Consider the following 14,816-nt stretch of genomic DNA (forward strand, 5'->3'; position numbering starts at 1 on the left):
GCCCTGAAGGGTGCGATGGCATGAACGATCTCTTCGAGCTCTTGATAGCCTGCTCTTCGTGCCCTTCGGGGAGATCCTTTTCAGCGGCCCAACTCGACCTCCACCCCGTTCACCCACAGCCGCCCGGGCTTCAGCTTCCGAAGGGCCTCGGGGCTGAGGGTCGACATGGGCGCCTGGACCCACAGCAGGTCGGCCACGGCCCCCTTCTGCAGGATGCCGAGATCCTTCGCATGGCCCAGGGCCCTGGCGTTGCCGGCGGTGTAGGCGCGGAGGGCCTCGGCGCGGGTGAGGCGCTGGTCCGGCAGGAAGCCTCCGGGCGGATCGCCCGCGGGATCCTGGCGGGTCTCCGCGGCGGCCAGTCCCAGGAACGGGTTGGCGTCCTCCACGGGCGCGTCGCTGCCGAAGGCCAGCAGGGCCCCACCGTTCACCAGGTTGCGCCAGGGGAAGGCCTCCTTCACCCGGTCCGGCCCCAGCCGGGCGGGCGTCCAGGCATGGTCCGCCGTGCAGTGGATCGGCTGGACGCTGGCCACGATGCCCAGCTTGCCGAAGCGGGCCGCATCCTCGGGGGTGACGATCTGCGCGTGCTCGATGCGGGGCGGGAGCGTGCGGGGCCGGCCGGCTTTCCGCTCGGCGGCGGCCAGGAGGTCGAGGGCGGCGCGGTTGGCGGCATCGCCGATGGCATGGATGGCGGGCTGGTAGCCGGCCCGCAGGGTGATGGCGGCGTCCGCCTGGACCTTGGCGGGATCCGTCACCCAGAGGCCCTGGGTGGAGGGGTCGTCCGCGTAGGGTGCCAGGAGGCGCGCGCCACGGCTTCCCAGGGCGCCGTCCATGTAGAACTTCACGCCCTGGACCTGGAAGAACGAGAGGCCCTTCGCGCGCTGCTGTTTCAGCTCCCGGATCATCAGCTCGTGGTCGTGGCTGAGGTAGGCGAAGACCCGGATGGGCAGGGCGTGCGCCGCGGCCAGCCGCCGGTAGGACGCGAGCACGGGGGCCCCGATGCCCATGTCCGCCACGGCGGTGAAGCCGTCCTGCTCGAGTGCGCGGAGGCCCGCGAGGAGCTGGGCATCCAGCTCCGCAGGGGTGGGCTGGGGGACGAGCTTCTCCACCAGGGCCATGGCCCCATCCAGCAGGATGCCGCTGGGCCGGCCGTAGGCGTCCTTCAGGATGCGGCCGCCTTCGGGATCGGGCGTGCGGTCGTCGATCCCCGCCAGGGCCAGGGCCGCGGAGTTCACCCAGGCGGCGTGCCCGTCCACCCGCGTGAGCAGGACGGGCCGGGTGCCGGTGAGGGCGTCCAGGTCCAGGGCCTTCGGGAAGGCGCGGGTGGGCCAGAGGTTCTGGTCCCAGCCCCGGCCGATGAGCCATCCGCCGGGGTGGGACGAGGACCAGGCCCGGACCCGGGCCAGGGCCGTGGGCAGGTCCTGGGCGCCGGTGAGATCCACCTCCTGCGCCAGGGCGCCGAGGCCGGCGACGTGGGCATGGCCCTCGATGAGCCCCGGCAGAAGGGTGCCGCCCGGAAGGGCCACGCGCCGTGCCCTGGGGTGGGCTTTGGCCAGTCGGGCCTCGGGCCCCACGGCCACGATCCTTCCGCCGCGGGTCACCACGGCCTGGCCGCGCCGCGGCCCCTGGTCCGTCCAGAGGTCGGCGCCGGAGAGGAGCTGGTATTCGGCGGGCGGCGGAGGCGTCATCGGCATGGCGGGCCCTCGGGGAGGAGGGGCCAAGTGTAGCGCGGCGCCGCGGCCGGACGGTAAGGTGGACTTCTCGGAGGGCTCATGTACCAGAAGGATTTCCTCGCTCAGGTCCGTACCCAGCTGGAGGTCCGCGAGGATCCCGCCAAGCTGCGCCAGCGGGTCTTCGAGACCACCTCCGGCATCCCGTTGAAGAACAGCTACACGCCGGCCGACGTGGCCGACCTGGATGTGCTGCGCGACCTGGGCGCGCCCGGGCGCTACCCCTTCACGCGGCACGTGCAGGCCACGGGCTACCGGGGCCGGCTCTGGACCATGCGCCAGTACGCGGGCTTCGCCACCGCCGAGGAGAGCAACGCGCGCTACCGCTACCTGCTGGAGCAGGGCACCACGGGCCTCTCCGTGGCCTTCGACCTGCCCACGCAGATCGGCATGGACCCCGACCATCCCATGGCCTTCGGCGAGGTGGGGAAGGTGGGCGTATCCATCAGCTCCATCCATGACATGCGGACGCTCTTCCGGGGCATCCCCCTCGACAAGGTCACCACCAGCATGACCATCAACGCGCCGGCTGCGGTGCTGCTGGCCCTCTACCTGGCCGTGGCGGAGGAACAGGGCGTCTCCTGGCAGCAGGTGGGCGGCACCATCCAGAACGACATCCTCAAGGAGTACATGGCCCGGGGCACCTACATCTTCCCGCCCCGCCCGAGCCTGCGCCTCATCACGGACATCTTCGCCTTCTGCGCGGACCAGGTGCCCAACTGGAACACCATCTCCATCAGCGGCTACCACATCCGCGAGGCCGGCTGCACCGCGGCGCAGGAGATCGCCTTCACCCTGGGCGACGGCATCGCCTACGTGCAGGCCGCCCTCGATGCCGGCCTGAAGCTGGAGGCCTTCGCGCCGCGCCTCAGCTTCTTCTTCAACGCCCACAACCAGTTCTTCGAGGAGGTGGCCAAGTTCCGCGCCGCCCGCCGACTCTGGGCCCGGATCATGAAGGAGCGCTTCAAGACCGACGATCCCAAGAGCCAGATGCTGCGCTTCCACACCCAGACCGCCGGCAGCACCCTCACGGCCCAGCAGCCGGACAACAACATCGTCCGCACCACCGTCCAGGCCATGGCCGCCGTCTGCGGGGGCACGCAGAGCCTGCACACCAACAGCCGGGACGAGGCCCTGGCCCTGCCCACGGAGGCCAGCGCCCGCATCGCCCTGCGGACCCAGCAGATCCTGGCCTACGAATCCCGTGTGGCGGACGTGGTGGATCCCTTCGCCGGCAGCTACCTCATCGAGTCCCTCACGGACGAACTGGAGGCCCGCGCCCGGGCGCTGCTGGGGCGCGTGGACGAGCTGGGCGGCATGGTCAGCGCCATCGAGAAGGGCTTCCCCCAGCGGGAGATCCAGAACGCGGCCTACGCCTACCAGAAGGCCGTGGAGAAGGGCGAGCAGGTGGTGGTGGGCGTCAACCGATTCACCCTGGAGAACGAGGCCCAGCCGGAGCTCCTGCGCGTGGACGAGGCCCTGGGCGCCACGCGCCGGCAGCAGGTCGCAGCCGTGCGAGCGAACCGGGACAACGGCATCGTGAAGCAGCGCCTGGCGGAGCTGGAAACGGCCGCGCGGGGCACAGAGAACCTCATGCCCCGCATCCTGGCGGCCGTGAAGGCGGAGGCCACCGTGGGCGAAGTCTGCGACGCCCTCCGCGGGGTCTTCGGCGAGTACCAGGAACAACTCGTATTATGAGGGCTTTTCCTCAAGATCATGAGTCTCAGGAATCGTTCTTTTCCATGTAGAGACACGAAAGAACATGGCTGATAGGCACGGCCATTCGTGATTTAGATCAAGCAGTGGGATGGAACATCCGCGCTAGGGTGATTGATGACTTGCGGGGGTGTTATGCGGTTCCTGCTGGCTGGATTCTTCTCCTGTCTGCTCCTGTCGGCGGCGGCGCCGAAGCCGCAGGACTGTGTCGGCTGCCATGACGTGGATCTGGCGAAATTCGAGAAGACCCCCCACGCGAGCATGGGCTGCACGGGTTGCCACAACGGCATCACGAAGCTGCCCCACGCGGGCAAACCCGCGCCGGTGAAGTGCGGCGACTGCCACGCAGATGAGGTCAAGGAGTACGCCGGCAGCGCCCACGGCGTGGCGAAGAAGAGCGGCATGGCGGATGCCGCCACCTGCTCCTCCTGCCACGGCCCGGCCCACGAGATGCTGCCCGCCAGCGACCCGGGCTCCCGGGTCGCCAAGCGGAACCTGCCGGACACCTGCGGCTCCTGCCATTCCAATCCGGACTTCATGGCGAAGCACAAGATCCCCTTCGCCAAGCCCGTGGAGGCCTACCGTCTCAGCCTGCATGGCCGGGAGGTGGCGAAGGGCAACCTGGCCGCGGCCTCCTGCTCGGACTGTCACGGGAGCCACAACATCCTGCCCGCGACCGATCCCCGGGCGAAGGTGAACCACGCCAATGTGATGGAGACCTGCGGGGCCTGCCACGCCCAGGTCAAGGCGGCCTACGCGCAGAGCGTGCATGGCGTGGCGGTGGCGCGGGGCGCCGCGGACGCGCCCACCTGCACGGACTGCCATGGTGAGCACACCATCCTCGCGCCTTCGGAGGCCGGGTCCCTGGTGAACCCCGCCCGGGTCTCCACGGTGACCTGCGGCCGCTGCCACGCGGATGAGCGGCTGGCCCGGCGCTACGATCTCCCCGCCTCCAACGTGACCTCCTTCGAGGACAGCTTCCACGGCCTCGCCCTGCGGGGCGGGCAGCAGACCGTGGCCAACTGCGCCTCCTGCCACGGCGTGCACGACATCCTGCCCTCCAGCGATCCACGCTCCACCATCAACCCGAAGAACCTGGGGAGGACCTGCGGCCAGTGCCACGCCGGCGTGGGCGACAAGCTCGCCACGGCCCACATCCACCTCCGCAACGAAGGGGCTTCGGAGCATCCCGTCGTGAAGTGGATCCGCCTGGCCTACCTCCTCCTCATCCCGCTGACCATCGGCTTCATGCTCCTGCACAACGGCCTCGACTTCCTCCGGAAGCTCCGCCACCGGAAGCTCCACCACGGCACGGGTGAGGAGGTCATGCGGATGAACATCCGCTTCCGCATCGCCCACTGGATGGTGATCGTGAGCTTCCTCACCCTGGTGTTCACGGGATTCGCCCTGAAGTTCCCCGAATCCGCCTGGGTGAAGATGTGCCAGGCCTGCGGCCTCAGCCCGATCGCGCGGGCCTACCTCCACCGCATCGCCGCCATCCTGATCACCTTCGGGACGGTGTACCACCTGGTCCACATGGCCATGGTCCGGCGCGACCGGGTGATCCTCACCGAGCTGCTCCCCAACTGGCAGGACGCCAAGGACATCTTCAACATGCTCCGGTACAACCTGGGCCTCACGAAGCACCGGCCCACCTTCGGCATGTTCGGCTATCCCGAGAAGATGGAGTACTGGGCCTTCATGTGGGGCACCATCGTCATGGCGGTGACCGGGTTCCTGCTCTGGGCCGAGAACTGGACGCTGAGCCACTTCCCCAAGTGGGTGATCGATGCCGCCACCGCGGCTCACTGGTACGAGGCGATCCTCGCGACGCTCTCCATCCTCGTGTGGCACTGGTACCTGGTGATCTTCGATCCCGATGTCTACCCCATGGACATGGCCTGGCTGAACGGCAAGGTCTCGGCCGACCACCTGCGGGAGACCCGGCCCGAGTACTACCGGAAGATCGTCGAGGCCTCGGAGGTCCAGGACTCGGACCAGGCCACCCCTCCCGACGCGCCCGCCGGCCACTGATCCGAGGGCAGGGCGGGGCTCCGCCCTGCACCCATCCCCATCGATTCCCCCACCCCCCGTTCCCTTCCGTGTCGGAGGCTTCGCCATGATTCCCCTCGCGCCTGCAGGCCGCTCCCTTCTGCAACCTCCTGGACGCCACCGCCACCGCGCCTGGTGGATCGCCGCCGCCGCCCTGTTGGCCTGGAGCTTCGCGGGCTCCCTGCCGGTCCGGGCGGCCGCCGGAAAGCCCGCGCAGGACAACTGCCTCGATTGCCACGGCGACAAGGACTTCAGCAAGGAGGGTCCGGGCGGGGCCAAGGTGTCTCTCTTCGTGGATGCCGACCGCTTCGGCAAGGCCGTGCACGCTTCGCTCAAGTGCAGGGACTGCCACGCGGGCCTCGATGACAGCCACCAGGACGGCAGCCATCCCCCCGCCAAGGTGGCCTGCGGGAACTGCCACGCGGAGGAATCCAAGGTCTACCAGGGCAGCATCCACGGCATGAGCAAGGCCATGGGGGCATCCGCCGCCGCCAGCTGCGTTGACTGCCATGGGAACCACTACATCGTCCCGGTGGGCCAGCCCGATTCGCCGGTCTACAAGATGAACCTTCCCGTCACCTGCGGGCGTTGCCACGCCAACAAGAACATCACTGAAGAATACAAGATGAAGTACCCCGCCGTGGAATACCAGTACCAGGAGAGCATCCACGGCCAGGCCCTCCTGAAGAAGGGGCTCATCGTGGCGCCGAGCTGCAACGACTGCCACGGCGTGCACGACATCAAGCGAAGCGTGGATCGCAGCTCGCCCATCAATCACGCCAATGTCGCCAAGACCTGCGGCAAGTGCCACGTCACGGTCGAAGCGATCTACAACAAGAGCATCCATGGCCAGCTCCTCGCCAAGGGGGATCCCCGCGGGCCCGTGTGCATCCAGTGCCACTCGGCCCACCAGATCGAGACACCGGTGAGCGGCCACTTCAAGGCCAACAGCGACATGATCTGCGGGAAGTGCCACGCCGACCGGCTCGAGCACTACCGGGACACCTACCACGGCAAGGCCATGGCCCTGGGCCGGGCGAACAGCGCGACCGATGTGGCCGCCTGCTACGACTGCCACGGCCACCACGACGTGCTCCCGGTGTCGGACCCCAACTCCCGCCTATCGAAGGCCAACATCGTCAACACCTGCCGGAAGTGCCATGCCGATGCCTCGGCGAGTTTCGCGAAGTACGAGCCCCATGCCGATCCCATGGATCGCAAGCATGACCCGATCCTGCACTACGTCTTCCTGGTGATGACCACCCTCCTGGTGTTCACCTTCACCCTCTTCGGCCTGCACACGCTCCTTTGGCTGTTCCGCTCCATCTGGCTGTATCGCCACGACTCGAAGCAGTTCCGCGAGGCCAAGGCCAACATCGAGAAGGACGAGGAGCAGTTCACCCGGTTCCAGCCCTTCGAGCGCTTCCTCCACATCCTGGTGGTCACCAGCTTCCTGCTGCTGGTGCTGACGGGCATGCCGCTGAAGTTCTACTACACCCACTGGGCCAGGACGCTCTTCGCCTTCATGGGCGGACCGGGCGTGGCCCGCACCCTTCACCATTTCGGCGCGGTCATCACCTTCGTGTACTTCACCCTGCACGTCACGGACACCCTGGCCAACTTCTGGCGTCACCGCGGCTTCCTGCGCGATCCGGAAACCGGGAGGATCCGCCTGTCGCGCATCTGGAAGGCCATGGCCCATCCCGATTCGATGATCCCCTCCAAGCAGGATCTGGACGACCTGGTGGCCCACAACAAGTGGTTCTTCGGCAAGGGCGAGCGGCCGCAGTTCGACCGCTGGACCTACTGGGAGAAGTTCGACTACCTGGCCGTGTTCTGGGGCGTGTTCGCCATCGGCCTCTCGGGGCTGATCATGTGGTTCCCGGAGTTCTTCAGCAGGTTCATGCCGGGCTGGATGATCAATGTCTCGCTCATCGTCCACTCCGATGAGGCGCTGCTGGCCGCCGGCTTCATCTTCACCGTCCACTTCTTCAATACCCATTTCCGGCTGGAGAAGTTCCCCATGGACACCGTGATCTTCTCGGGCCGCATCGCCAAGTCCGAGATGCTCCACGAGCGGAAGCGGTGGTATGACCGGCTGCTGAAGGAGGGCCGCCTGGATGCCTTCCGCGTCAAGGACGAGTGGGACGCCTGGAAGGGCATTGCCCGCACCTTCGGCTACATCTTCTTCGGGTTGGGGATCGTCCTGCTCCTCCTCATCATCTACGCCATGGTCTCCCGCCTGGCGCACTGAGCCCCCTGGGGAGGGAAGGCGCCGGCTCCGGTCGGCGCCTTCTTTTTCCCGGGAATGACAGTCACGTGTAAAAGTTGAGACTCAATCGTAAGTGACGTCCTGGATTGATTTAGCGTCACGCGGATGTCATGATGGGCACTGATCCCCTTCGGGTCGCCTTTTCCGCCTTCCCTTCAGGCATTGGCAAGGAACCTGCTGTCCCTCCCCTGAGCCCCGTATTCCGTCGGGGCACTCCAACCCCCTCAAGGAGACACCATGCGCCGCCTCGTCCTCATCTCCGCCGTCCTGGCCCTCGCCGTGGCCCCTGCCATGGCCAAGCCCACCACCGTGAAGGGTGCGAAGTGCACCGCCTGCCACGTGGGCGCGCCCAAGGACAAGAAGTTCAACGCCGAAGCCACCAAGATGATCGCGAAGTACAAGGAAGCCCAGTGCAAGGACTGCCACGGCTGGGCCGAGGGCAAGCTGACCGTCACCAAGAAGAAGTAGTCGGCTTCTCCACCACGGAAAAGGGCGCCGGAAGGCGCCCTTTTCCGTGGTCAGGACGCGGCTACAGGCCCAGCAGGGACCTGGCCTCGGCCTCGAGCCGGTCCAGGAGGCCGGCATCGGCGCGGCTCTGGAGGTAGACCTTCAGCTTCGGCTCGGTGCCGCTGGGGCGGAAGGCGGCGAAGGCGCCGCTCTCCAAACGGAACTTCAGGACATTGCTGCGCGGGATGGGGAGGGCCCGGTCCCGCTGGTCCGGGCGGTCCAGGATGGGCTCCGTGCGGCCTTCCCCGTGCCACTCGCCGGCCTGGAAATCCTCCCAGGCCACGACCTTTTCGCCGCCGAGCGTGTCGAGCCCGGCTGTGCGGATGCGCTCCATGGCCTCGGCGAAGCGCTTCGCCCCGCCGGGGCGCGGATCTTCGAGGTTCACCAGGCGGTTGTGGAAGGTGCCCACCCGCGCCATGAGGGCTTCCACGGCCTGGAAGAGCGTCTGCCCCTTGGCCTTGAAGTGGCCGGCCATCTCGCCCACCACCAGGGCGGCCGTGACGCCGTCCTTGTCGCGCAGGCTCGGCGGCAGCAGCATGCCGTAGCTCTCCTCGGCCCCGAAGGCGTAGGGTTCGCCCAGGGTCTCCAGCCGGTCCATGCAGACGGCGATGTTCTTGAAGCCGGTGAGGGTCCACATGACCGGAAGGCCGTGGTGGCGGGCCACCTCAGCCATGAAGTCCGAGGTCACCACCGTGCTGACCACCACGCCCTTCCGTCCCTTCTGGGTGCAGAGGTAGTCCAGGGTGAGGGCGGCCAGGTCGTTGCCCGACATGAGTTCCCAGGCTCCGTTGCGCTTCGCCACGACGCCGATGCGATCCGCATCGGGATCGTTGGCCAGGATGACCTCGGCCCCCATGCGCTCCGCTTCCTCCAGGGGCGCCCGGTAGGCGGCCAGCTCCTCCGGGTTGGGCCGGGGGGCGGTGGGGAAGGTGCCGTCCTGGACCCCCTGGCTGGGACTCATGGTCAGCGGGAGGCCGGCCTGCTCGAAGAGGGTGGGCACGAAGGCGCCGCCGGTGCCGTGGAAGGGCGTGAAGAGGATGCGGGCGGCCTCGAAGGGCTGGGGATGCTGGAGCAGGCCGAGACCCATGGCGAGGTAGGCGGCTTCCACCTCGGCGGGAATGGGGAGGATGCGGCCTTCGGGCACCTTGGGCGGCGCGGGCACCAGCGGCAGGCGCGCCATCTCGGCTTCGATCTCCACATCCCAGGGCTCCACCACCTGGCCGCCAAGGTCGTTGTAGGCCTTGAAGCCGTTGTATTCCTTGGGATTGTGGCTGGCGGTGACGATGGCGCCGCAGCCCGCCTGGAGGCGCTTCATGGCGAAGCAGAGGAAGGGCGTGGGCAGCGGGCGGTCGCCGAGGAAGACCTGGTAGCCCGCGGCCGCCAGCACCTCCGCGCAGGCCCGGCCGAAGGCGGCCGAGTTCAGCCGGGTGTCGAAGCCCACCACGGCGATCTTCCGGCTGGGTGCACGTCGGGAGGCGACGGTGGCCAGGGCCATGGACACCCGGCGGATGTTGGGCCGGTTCATGCGGCGCAGACCGGCGGCCATGAAGCCCCGCAGGCCGCCGGTGCCGAAGGCGAGCGGCTCGGAGAAGCGATCGTCCAGTTCGGCCAGGGCCCTGGCATCGCCCGATCCGGCGGCGGTCACGAGCGGCTCCAGCTCAGCCTGGAGCTCCGGCTCCAGGTGGGGGGAGGACAGGTATTCGCGGGCGGACTGGAGGCTCATGGGGATCCCGATGCAGAAGACCCCAGGATCGCAGATCCGCACCCCTGCGGGCTAGGCCGGCTTCCGCGCCACCACCTGGACCACGGCGCCGGGACCATGGTGGTAGGGGCCCTCGTGGATCTCGCGCACGGTCTCCCGGCCGACTTCCAGGTCGAGGCCCGGCAGCAGCCCCCGCAGCTCCGCCAGGGTGCAGAGCAGGTCGGGCTCCTTCGGCCCGCCCGTGCCGTGGGCGAGCTGGTCCGGCGTGTAGGACTCCAGGATGAGGACTCCGCCCGGTGCCAGGACCTCGGCGCAGCGGGGATAGAGGCGCCGCCGGAGGGCCGAGGGCACATGGCAGAAGATGGAGATGATGCCGCTCCAGGGGCCGGGGCCCGGGTCGAAATCGGCGAGGTCGGCCACCACCGGGGCGAGGGTCACGCCGCGCGAGGTCGCCAGCTCCCCGGCCCGGGCCAGGCCCACGGCGGACTGGTCCACGGCGGTGACCGCATGCCCCAGGCCGGCGAGGAACACGGCATTGCGGCCCTGGCCCTCGCCCAGGCCCAGGACGGGGCCGGCGGGGATGCGGGACGCCATCTCCCTCAGGAAATCATTGGGCTCCGCGCCGTAGGTGAGTTCGGGTTCCGCGTAGCGCTCGTCCCAGAATCCCGCGCTCATCAGGCCCCTCCCAGGGCGATGTCCTCCAGCAGGATGCTGAGGCCAGCGCTGCTGCCGTACCAGCGGAGGTCGCTGCCCAGGGCGGCGATGCGGGTGAGGAAGTCCCGGAGGTTGCCCGCGAAGGTGAGCTTGTCCACGGGCTCGGCCAGCACCCCATCGCGGATGCGGATCCCGCTGGCGCCCACGCTGAGGTCGCCGCTCACGGGATCCACGGTGTGCAGGCCCATGATCTCCGTGATGAGCACGCCGTTCCCGGCCATCCGGTAGAGGGCGTCCGGGGCCGTCTGCCCGGCCAGCGGGAAGAGGTTGAAGGTGGTGGCGCCGGGCTGGCTGCCCAGGCCGCGCCCTGCGTTGGCGGTGGGGGCTACGCCCATCTCCGCGGCCGTCTTGAGGGTATGCAGGTAGGTCCTCAGCACGCCGCCCTCGATGAGCACGTTGCGGCGGGTGGGCAGGCCCTCCGCGTCCCAGGGCTCCGTACCCAGGGCGGGCCGGCCCGGGGCCTCGGCGAGCCGCCCGTCGTCCACCAGGGTGAGCAGGGGCGAGGCGATGGCCTCCCCCACCTTGCCGGCGAAGAGGCTGCGCTGCTTGAGCACCGACTCGGCGTCCAGCATGCCGGCCACGATGCCCAGCAGGTCCACGGCGACCTCGGGATGGAGCACCACGGGGTACCTGCCGGCAGGCAGGCGCTGCGGGTTCAGCTTCCGCTCGCCCTTCAGGGCCGCTTCGGCACCGATGGCGGCGAGGTCGAGCGCGGGCCTGCGGGCCACGTCCCAGTGCCAGGCAGCTTGGCGCTCATCGCCCTCGGCGACAGCCAGCTCGATGGCGGCGGAGCAGCTGGAGCCGAGGTCGGCCGCCCGCACGCCCTTCTGGGTGAGGAGCAGGCTGGCGCCGGCCCCGTCGCTCCAGGAGGATTCGCGCACGGCGGCGACCTTGGGGGAGGCCTTCCGCGCCTCGGCTTCGAGCGCCAGGGCCCGCTCAATGCGCTGCTCGGGCGTGAGGGCGTCCCCGGCAGGATCGAACCGGGAGGGCAGGTCGTCGGTGCCGGAGGGCTCCGCCTGCCGCAGCCAGGGGTCCTCGTCGCCCAGGGCGCTCAGCTCCCAGGCCTGGGTGAAGAGCTCCCGGAAATCCGCCGCCGCCAGGTCGCTGGTGGTGGCGAGGCCTGTCCGGAAGCCCTTGGCGCCGGCGCGGATGACCCGCACACCGAGGCCCCCCCGCTTGCTGGCGGTGAGGTCCTCCAGGGCGCCGTTCTGCACCTTGGCCTTGCGGGAGCGGGACACCGAGAGGAAGGCCTCGGCCCCCTCCGCGCCCAGCTTCATGGCGTGGGCGAGGCCCTCCTGGAGCCGGGCCTCGAGGGCTTCGGGGACGAAGGAACGGAAGGGATCGGTCATGTCAGGCATCTCAGGAAAAGGCTTGAACCACGAAGACAGGAAGACCACGAGAGAGACAGGTTTGTTCGTGGTCTTCCCGTCTTCGTGGTGAGTTGCTTCAGTTCTTTCAAATCACGCTCGGCAGAGGCTCCGCGGTGCCGCCCACGACGAGGGCGGGGCAGAGGATGGTGGGCAGGGCGTCGCTCACGGGCACCCCCTGGCCGTCCTTGCCGCAGGTGCCGATGTCGAAGTGGTGGAGGTCGCTGCCGATGCGGGTGAGCTGCTTCAGCACCTCCGGGCCACAGCCGCTGAGCGTGGCGTTCTTCACAGGGTACTTCCGTTCGCCCTGCTCCACCCAGTAGCCCTCGGTCACCTGGAACACGAAGTTCCCCGTGACGGTGTCCACCTGCCCGCCGCCCATGTGGGTGACCAGCAGGCCCCGGTCCAGGTCCTTCAGGATGGCCTCGGGAGACTCGCTCCCGGCGGCCAGGAAGGTGTTCCGCATGCGGGGGATGGGCAGGTGCCGGTAGCTCTCGCGCCGGCCGTTGCCTGTGGGCTCGGTGGCCATCTTCCGCGCGGTCTTCCGCGACTGGAGATAAGCCTTGAGGATGCCGTTCTCGATGAGGACCACGCGGCTGACAGGGTTCCCCTCGTCGTCGATGGCCTGGCTGCCGCGCTTGTGGGGCAGGGTGCCGTCGTCGATGATCGTGACGCCTTCCGCCGCCACCTTCTCCCCCAGCTTGCCGGCGAAGGCCGACATGCCGGCCAGGGCCAGATCGGCTTCCAGCCCGTGCCCGCAGGCCTCGTGGATCATCGTGCCGCCCGCGGTGCTGCTGAGCACCACAGGGAAGGTGCCGGCAGGCGCGGGCTGGGCGTCGAGGGCCTGGACGGCCAGGCGCACGGCCTCCTTCACCGTGCGGGCCACGGCCTCGTCCGTGAACAGCTCGAAGCCGCGGGTCTCACCCAGGGCCTGGTAGCCGGTCTGGAGCTGCTGGCCGTCGCCCGCGGTGACGTTCAGCCGGAGGACGCCCTGCGTGCGGTGGTCCTCGGTGGCGCGGGCCAGCCACCCGCTGCCCTCCGGCTCCGCGGAGGCGATCCACACGCGCTGGGTGCTGTCCCCGTAGCCCACGGAGACCTGCTTGAGCGCGCCCGGTCGGAGGTTCGCGGCGTGGTCGCGGGCCAGGGCCTCCGCACGGCGGACGAGGGCCACCTTGTCGGCCAGGGGCACGGTGTCAGGGTCCACGGCCACGGGGCTCGGCGTGGGGAAGGCCTCGGTCACGAGGCCCGGCAGCTCGGCCGGCAGGCCCTTGCCGGGCGCGGCGAGGGTGCGGGCGGCCTCCAGCAGCTCCTCGAAGGCGGGGGCGATGAGATCGGCGAAGCGGGTGGTCTCCCCCTCCATCAGGCGCAGGCTGGCGCCGAAGGCCTCCGAGGCCAGCACGTCCTCCATGCGGCCGTCGTCCATGCTGAGGGCATGGGCCTTCCGCCGCTCCACGAACACCTCGGCGTAGTCTCCGCCCCGGGCGAGCAGGGCGGCGAGGACCTCACGGAGCTGGTCGGGGGAGAAGGGTGCGGCCATGGGCGTTCTCCAGGTCCGCGCGCGGCGGATCTTCCAGTCTGCCAGAAGGGCGGCTTCGGCCCCGTCGAGGATTCCGGACAGATCGCGGCCGTCGTTGAGGATCACGCGGTCCGCATGGAGGGCCCGCTCGGGGCCGCTGGCCTGGGCGCGGAGGCGCGCGCGGGCCGCCGCCGGGTCCAGGCCGTCCCGGGCCGCCAGTCGCGCGAGCCGCAGGTCTTCCGGGGCGTCCACGGTCCAGAAGGCGTCGAAGTGGTGGGCCCGGCCCCGCTCCACCCAGAGGGCCGCGTCCAGCACGGCCCCGCGCGTGGCCGGCGGGAGGGCCGCCAGCCGGGCCGCCAGCAGGGCCTCGATGCGCGGATGCAGGAGGGCGTTGAGCCGATGGCGGGCCCGGTCGTCGGAGAACACCTCCGCCGCCAGCCGCGCCCGGTCCAGTCCGCCGTCGGGGCCCAGGATCCCGGGCCCGAAGGTGTCCGCGACCGCGGCCAGGCCCTCGCTGCCGGGGGCCACTGCCTCCCGGGCCAGGGCATCCGCGTCGATCACGGTCCAGCCCCGTCTCGCCAGTTCCGAGGCCACGAAGCTCTTGCCGGCGGCGATGCCGCCGCTGAGGCCGAGGAGGGGGAAGGGCGTGGGGTGCATCCGGGGGAACCTCCGCCCCGATTCTGACCGGAGCTCAGTTCCGCGTGATGGTTAGGGTGTATTCCTCGCCCTGCACGGGGGTCATGGTGGTGTCCACCACGATGAAGACGGTGTTCGGCTCGGCCTTGGGGTTCCTGTAGGAGGCCTCGGGATTGCCGGTGGGGATGCGGTTCTGGAGCATGCCCTCCTCGAGGGTGCCCCAGCGGTTGAGCACCTTCACCACGAACCAGGCCTGGTGGTTGCCGTGGAGGCGGACCTTGAACCCGCCGCCCGCGGGGACCTCGATGCGGTAGGCGCGCCACCCGCTGATGTCGGCGATGCGGTCCTTCACGCGCACGGAGCCCGGCGGGAGGGCCGCCGCCGGGATGTTCACGCCCCGGCGGGCGCGGGTTCGGATGGCCGCCTCCATGCCATCGGAACCGGGTCCGCGGCTGGGATCGGGATAGTGGGGCACCAGGGGGCCGGGCACGCCCGGCAGGGTCTTGGCGTCCACCTCGGGAAGATCCTGGGGGGGCGCCGCCACCTGGGTGGGCGCGAGCAGCAGCAGGGAGGCGAAGGGCAGCATGGGAACCTCCTGTCCGGTGTC

General features: G+C 69.7%; 10 protein-coding genes. 4 read left to right on the forward strand and 6 right to left on the reverse strand.

What is annotated here, in order from left to right:
• Window positions 1-80: 80 nt before the first annotated feature.
• Window positions 81-1,691 carry an amidohydrolase gene (locus QSJ33_RS01425; protein WP_285722336.1) on the reverse strand — a complete coding sequence of 537 codons (1,611 nt, stop codon included), beginning with the start codon at window positions 1,689-1,691 and terminating at the stop codon, window positions 81-83.
• Between the two features lie 78 nt (window positions 1,692-1,769).
• Here QSJ33_RS01425 and QSJ33_RS01430 point away from each other — a divergent pair, with 78 nt between their 5' ends.
• The 4 genes from QSJ33_RS01430 to QSJ33_RS01445 all read left to right on the forward strand — a co-directional run bounded on the left by QSJ33_RS01430 (window position 1,770) and on the right by QSJ33_RS01445 (window position 8,235).
• Window positions 1,770-3,425 carry an acyl-CoA mutase large subunit family protein gene (locus QSJ33_RS01430; protein ID WP_285722337.1) on the forward strand — a complete coding sequence of 552 codons (1,656 nt, stop codon included), beginning with the start codon at window positions 1,770-1,772 and terminating at the stop codon, window positions 3,423-3,425.
• 153 nt (window positions 3,426-3,578) lie between these two features.
• On the forward strand, window positions 3,579-5,477 hold the full coding sequence (locus tag QSJ33_RS01435) for a cytochrome c3 family protein (protein ID WP_285722338.1): 1,899 nt from the start codon (window positions 3,579-3,581) through the stop codon (window positions 5,475-5,477).
• Between the two features lie 85 nt (window positions 5,478-5,562).
• Entirely contained in the window at window positions 5,563-7,749 is a 2,187-nt protein-coding gene (locus QSJ33_RS01440) for a hypothetical protein (RefSeq protein WP_285722339.1), read from the forward strand.
• A 255-nt stretch (window positions 7,750-8,004) separates the two neighbouring features.
• Window positions 8,005-8,235, forward strand: a complete 231-nt coding sequence (locus QSJ33_RS01445; protein ID WP_285722340.1) for a cytochrome c3 family protein — start codon at window positions 8,005-8,007, stop codon at window positions 8,233-8,235.
• Between the two features lie 61 nt (window positions 8,236-8,296).
• On the opposite strand, the gene QSJ33_RS01450 is transcribed toward QSJ33_RS01445, so the two are convergent.
• The 5 genes from QSJ33_RS01450 to QSJ33_RS01470 all read right to left on the reverse strand — a co-directional run bounded on the left by QSJ33_RS01450 (window position 8,297) and on the right by QSJ33_RS01470 (window position 14,795).
• On the reverse strand, window positions 8,297-9,997 hold the full coding sequence (locus QSJ33_RS01450) for a phospho-sugar mutase (RefSeq protein WP_285722342.1): 1,701 nt from the start codon (window positions 9,995-9,997) through the stop codon (window positions 8,297-8,299).
• Window positions 9,998-10,048: 51 nt separating this feature from the next.
• A complete protein-coding gene (locus QSJ33_RS01455) occupies window positions 10,049-10,651 on the reverse strand; it encodes an SAM-dependent methyltransferase (protein WP_285722344.1) in 603 nt (200 codons plus the stop codon).
• Complete coding sequence (locus QSJ33_RS01460) at window positions 10,651-12,039, reverse strand: TldD/PmbA family protein (protein WP_285722346.1); 1,389 nt, start codon at window positions 12,037-12,039, stop codon at window positions 10,651-10,653. Before QSJ33_RS01460 ends, QSJ33_RS01455 begins: the two co-directional genes overlap by 1 nt.
• Before the next feature lie 106 nt (window positions 12,040-12,145).
• Window positions 12,146-14,230 (reverse strand): dephospho-CoA kinase, encoded by a 2,085-nt coding sequence (gene coaE / locus QSJ33_RS01465; RefSeq protein ID WP_285722348.1) that lies wholly within the window; start codon window positions 14,228-14,230, stop codon window positions 12,146-12,148.
• Between the two features lie 34 nt (window positions 14,231-14,264).
• Window positions 14,265-14,795 carry a hypothetical protein gene (locus QSJ33_RS01470; protein WP_285722349.1) on the reverse strand — a complete coding sequence of 177 codons (531 nt, stop codon included), beginning with the start codon at window positions 14,793-14,795 and terminating at the stop codon, window positions 14,265-14,267.
• Between the last annotated feature and the right edge of the window lie 21 nt (window positions 14,796-14,816).

The organism is Geothrix rubra (assembly GCF_030268065.1).
Lineage (GTDB): Bacteria > Acidobacteriota > Holophagae > Holophagales > Holophagaceae > Geothrix > Geothrix rubra.

What these genes read in the sequence shown, in the direction of transcription:
- QSJ33_RS01425 (WP_285722336.1), bottom strand. Translation starts at nt 1,691, where the DNA reads ATGCCGATGACGCCTCCGCCGCCCGCCGAATACCAGCTCCTCTCCGGC.
- QSJ33_RS01430 (WP_285722337.1), top strand. Translation starts at nt 1,770, where the DNA reads ATGTACCAGAAGGATTTCCTCGCTCAGGTCCGTACCCAGCTGGAGGTC.
- QSJ33_RS01435 (WP_285722338.1), top strand. Translation starts at nt 3,579, where the DNA reads ATGCGGTTCCTGCTGGCTGGATTCTTCTCCTGTCTGCTCCTGTCGGCG.
- QSJ33_RS01440 (WP_285722339.1), top strand. Translation starts at nt 5,563, where the DNA reads ATGATTCCCCTCGCGCCTGCAGGCCGCTCCCTTCTGCAACCTCCTGGA.
- QSJ33_RS01445 (WP_285722340.1), top strand. Translation starts at nt 8,005, where the DNA reads ATGCGCCGCCTCGTCCTCATCTCCGCCGTCCTGGCCCTCGCCGTGGCC.
- QSJ33_RS01450 (WP_285722342.1), bottom strand. Translation starts at nt 9,997, where the DNA reads ATGAGCCTCCAGTCCGCCCGCGAATACCTGTCCTCCCCCCACCTGGAG.
- QSJ33_RS01455 (WP_285722344.1), bottom strand. Translation starts at nt 10,651, where the DNA reads ATGAGCGCGGGATTCTGGGACGAGCGCTACGCGGAACCCGAACTCACC.
- QSJ33_RS01460 (WP_285722346.1), bottom strand. Translation starts at nt 12,039, where the DNA reads ATGACCGATCCCTTCCGTTCCTTCGTCCCCGAAGCCCTCGAGGCCCGG.
- coaE (WP_285722348.1), bottom strand. Translation starts at nt 14,230, where the DNA reads ATGCACCCCACGCCCTTCCCCCTCCTCGGCCTCAGCGGCGGCATCGCC.
- QSJ33_RS01470 (WP_285722349.1), bottom strand. Translation starts at nt 14,795, where the DNA reads ATGCTGCCCTTCGCCTCCCTGCTGCTGCTCGCGCCCACCCAGGTGGCG.